This window comes from Chryseobacterium sp. 2TAF14 (genome assembly GCF_052115105.1).
Lineage (GTDB): Bacteria > Bacteroidota > Bacteroidia > Flavobacteriales > Weeksellaceae > Chryseobacterium.
Genome location: NZ_JBFRGA010000209.1, coordinates 1 through 4,269, shown reverse-complemented (window position 1 = coordinate 4,269; position 4,269 = coordinate 1). Strand labels below are relative to the sequence as shown.

Below are 4,269 nucleotides of genomic sequence, written 5' to 3'. Positions count from 1 at the left end.
GGCAATAAGCTTCATCGAAACTGCCATCGTCACAATCAGCAAAGAAATAAGGATGATCTTGGTATTTTTACTTTTAAAATAATTAGGAATTGTAGTATATCCAAAAGCTTTATCTACACTTTTCGTCAGCGTATCTTTCACAATATCAATACATAAAAGAATCAAGAACAGGAAAATTGCCATCAAAAAAACTTTCTTGGAAAAAGTCTGATAATACACCATCATCCCGAAAAACGGATACAATGTTAAGCTGACAAAAGTGAGATTATTTAAGATTAAAATTCTGCTCAGTTTATGGCTGTAAAACCACATAAAAAACTGGTAAACAATAAAGAAAACTAAAACCCTGTACGAAATAAAACTGGCAACACCGAGCGAAATTACCGTTAAAGCCAAATACACATACAGAAAATATTTCTGCTGAATGAAACTCTGAATTCTTGTACGAAAAGGTTTTACAATATGGTCTTTTTCAAAATCATAGAACTGATTAATGATTCCGCCGGCTAAAATGCTTAAAACGGTACAGAAAATAATCCCGTGAACTTTGAAATCAAAGACAAATTTTCTGAAAGATTCTTCCTGATTAAACAGAAAAAAAGTGGAAACATACAAGGCAAAAGTAAGCAAAGCAGCCACAAAAAAACGTGCGCCTAAAAGAAAGCCCACGAACTGCGATAACCTGTAAAATAAAGATTTTCGGATATCAATTTTCTGTTGGAAACTTTCTTTTTCAGAACCCATTCCCAATTGTTTAGAATCTGTAAATCACTTCTTTTTGGAAACCGTCAAGCATTTTTTCTGCTTTTTCGTAGTCTTTGGTGAAGCCTAAAATGTAACCTCCGCCTCCGCTTCCGCAAAGTTTCAGGTAATAGGCATTAGAATCTAACCCTTTTTTCCAGATATTAAAAATACTTTCCGGAATCATCGGACGGAAATGTTCATAAGCCCAATGAGAAAGCTTTTTAAGGTTTCTAAAAAACGGATTCATGTCTTTTTTAAGGAAAGAATCGATACAAGCGTTGTTGTAACGGATAAACTCTTCTTTCAGCGTTTTACGGAAACCTTCAGTCTTCATTTTTTCAAAGAAAATCTGAATCATCGGTCCTGTTTCGCCCGTCATTCCTGAGTCGATCAAAAAGATCGCTCCTTTTCCTTCTTCACCTTTCGGAATTGCTACTTTGTCTAAATTTTCTTTATTTTCTATAAGAATCGGAAGATTCATGTAGCAGATTAAAGGATCCATTCCTGAGCTTTTTCCATGGAAATAGCTTTCCATTTCGCCAAAAACAGCTTTTATATTTTTAAGATCGTCTTTAGAAATTGTTTCAGGATCGTGTTTTGTAAAGCAATATTTTTCAAAAATTGCAGCCACCAAAGCTCCCGAACTTCCTACTCCGTAACCTTGAGGAATATTAGAATCAAAGAAAAGTCCGTTTGAAATATCCTCTTTAAAACGGTTTACATCTAATCTGAATTGCTCGGGAAGGTTTAAATTTTCAAGAAAACCGGCGTATTTTTTTAAATGATAGTTTGATTTTTTTTCAAATTCTGAATCTGAGCCTGAAAATTTTAAAGTGCCTTTATAAAAACTGTAAGGAACTACAAGACCTTGTGAGTCTTCTATCATTCCGTACTCTCCGAAGAGGATTATTTTAGCGTAAAATAAAGGGTTCGTCATTATGTGTTAAAAATCTTTATGCAAAGTTACTATTATTCTGCTGAATATTAACAAATTTTAAGCCAATTATAAAGTGTCTTTGTCTTTTATTTTCTGCACATTCAGAAAACGAATTAGAATTAATCCCACGAAAAAGAAAATCGCCATTGAAAATGCTGCAAACCTCATTCCCGAAGCAGACGGTAAAGTGATATCTATTTTAGCAAAAATGCTGATTAAAGTATCATATTTATCAATAAACAAGGCAAATACAAATGTACCAATGATGATGGCTAATTTTTCAAGAACATCATAGAAGCTGAAGAATGTAGTATTCTCCATCGAATTTTCAGGTAAAAGCTTGGAATAGGTTGATCTCGACATCGCCTGAAGCCCGCCCATTACAAGCCCAACAACACCAGCAACACCGTAAAACTGATATTCTACCGTAGGATTTTCTTTATCTAAGAAAAATGCCCAGATACAAGCAACAATCCATAAAATTACCGCGATCGAGATTACATTTTTGTTACCAATCCTTTTTGAAAGTCTGGAAAAAAATACAGCTCCGATAATCGCTTCAATCTGAATAATCAATAAAGTTCCTATTAATTTATCCTGCGCTAAATTGATTTCACTTTTCCCGAAAAGCGTTGCCATCAGGAAAATAGTCTGCATTCCGACACTGTAAAAGAAAAAACTCGACAGGAAGAATTTTAGATTTCTGTCTTTAAATAATCCTTTTCCAACTTTGAAAAGTTCTTTAAAACTTTCCTTTGCAATATCTTTATAAAAGCTGATGTTATCTTTTAAAACTTCGAAAAAACCACCCTGTTCTTCGTGTCTTTTGAAGATGTTTTTATAGTTTAATAATACTAAATCTTTAGGTAATTTTTCTTTAACATCCCCAAACTGAGGCAAATGCTTGAAGGTATACTGTGAAAAACCAAACCACCAAGCTCCTGTAAGCAGGAAAGTAATTCTTGTAAAAATCAATGTTTGCTCGGTTCCTTTAGCTACAAACATAATTAATACCAAACAAATCAAGACCAAAACTACAGAACCTATATATCCGTAAACATAACCTTTTGCAGAAAGTGCATCTTGCTTGTCTCTTGTTGCAATATCCGGAAGGAAGGAATTATAAAACACCAAACTTCCCCAAAAACCAACACTTGCAGTAATACTGAAAAGCAAACCTAAAAATACATTTTGCATCCCGGTAAACATCGCCAATCCCATACAAGAAGTGGCTCCCAGATAACAGAAAAATTGCAGGAAAGACTTTTTATTTCCTATCGTATCTGCTAATGACGATAAAAACGGCGAAAGTAAAACTACAATTAAAAAGGAAATCGTGAGAGAATATCCATACACTGCATCTGGCTGATATTGTTTCCCGAAAATATCGATGAGATGTCGTACCGGAACTTTAATTGTTTTACCAGTAGATTCTACGTACTGATCAACTTCCTTAATGGTCGTTAATGTAGAATAATAAATAGGAAATATAGTGGACGTAATCACCAAAGAATACACCGAGTTTGCCCAGTCGTAGACTGCCCAAGCTTTCATGATCTTTGGATTATTCTTTATATTCTGAGCAGGTTGAATTTCAGTTTCAGACATTTTCAAATGAATTAGTTGCACAAAAATAGAAAAACCGCTGAACATTCGGAGGTTTTTATTTTTTTTAGTCTAAATTTTATTGATTTGTTAAAATAAGAATTGATTAAGAAAGATATGACTGCTAACAAAGGTGTCGCTCCTCCGGAGCTTAATATCTTTTGGGGTACTTTATCTACAAAGGTTTTGCTCCGCTGGAGCAAGTTTTATTTTAAAATTATTACGTTTTAATATTAAACCTTCAAATTGGAAAAGTGCTAATCATTTATTTTGAGTAGAATAAATTCTCAGATATTTAATGTAAAAATTCAGGCATAAAAAAACCAAAAACACGGATGCTTTTGGTTTCAATATAACAATAAACTAAATTTTACATGTTTTCGATAACGATTGCAGAAGCGCCACCACCACCATTACAGATCGCTGCAGCACCATATTTACCGTTATTTTGTTTTAAAACGTTGATCAAAGTAACGATGATTCTTGAACCAGAACTTCCAAGTGGATGTCCTAAAGCTACTGCTCCACCATTTACGTTTACTTTAGCTGCATCTAATCCTAAGATTTTGTTATTTGCCAAACCAACTACTGAGAAAGCTTCGTTGAACTCGAAGAAATCGATGTCTGAAATCTCAAGACCTGCCTTTTTAAGAGCGATTGGTAAAGCTTTTGCCGGAGCTGTTGTAAAGTTTTCAGGCTCATGAGCAGCATCAGCGTAAGAAATGATTTTCGCCAAAGGTTTTAATCCTAGTTCTTCCATTTTTTCTTTTGAAACAAGGATCAAAGCAGAAGCACCGTCATTTAAAGTAGATGCGTTAGCTGCAGTTACTGTTCCTTCTTCTTTTTTGAAAACGGTAGGAAGTGTAGGAAGCCTGTCGAAGTTTACCGATTTGTACTCTTCATCTTCTGCGAAAATTACAGGATCTCCTTTTCTTTGAGGAATTGATACCGGAACAACCTCATCAGCAAATTTACCTTCGCTC

The 4,269-nt window shown here is 34.4% G+C and carries 4 protein-coding genes; all 4 read right to left on the bottom strand.

Annotated elements, in window-relative coordinates; genetic code table 11:
* Window positions 1-744, bottom strand: a 744-nt coding sequence (locus tag AB4Y90_RS15945) for a UbiA family prenyltransferase (protein ID WP_441558567.1), incomplete at its 3' end; no start/stop codon positions are given.
* A 10-nt stretch (window positions 745-754) separates the two neighbouring features.
* Entirely contained in the window at window positions 755-1,681 is a 927-nt protein-coding gene (locus AB4Y90_RS15940) for a mevalonate kinase family protein (RefSeq protein WP_441558566.1), read from the bottom strand.
* Window positions 1,682-1,747: 66 nt separating this feature from the next.
* Window positions 1,748-3,289, bottom strand: coding sequence for an MFS transporter (locus tag AB4Y90_RS15935; RefSeq protein ID WP_441558565.1), 1,542 nt, complete (start codon window positions 3,287-3,289; stop codon window positions 1,748-1,750).
* Between the two features lie 367 nt (window positions 3,290-3,656).
* The coding region (locus AB4Y90_RS15930; protein ID WP_441558564.1) for an acetyl-CoA C-acyltransferase at window positions 3,657-4,269 on the bottom strand (613 nt) is incomplete at its 5' end.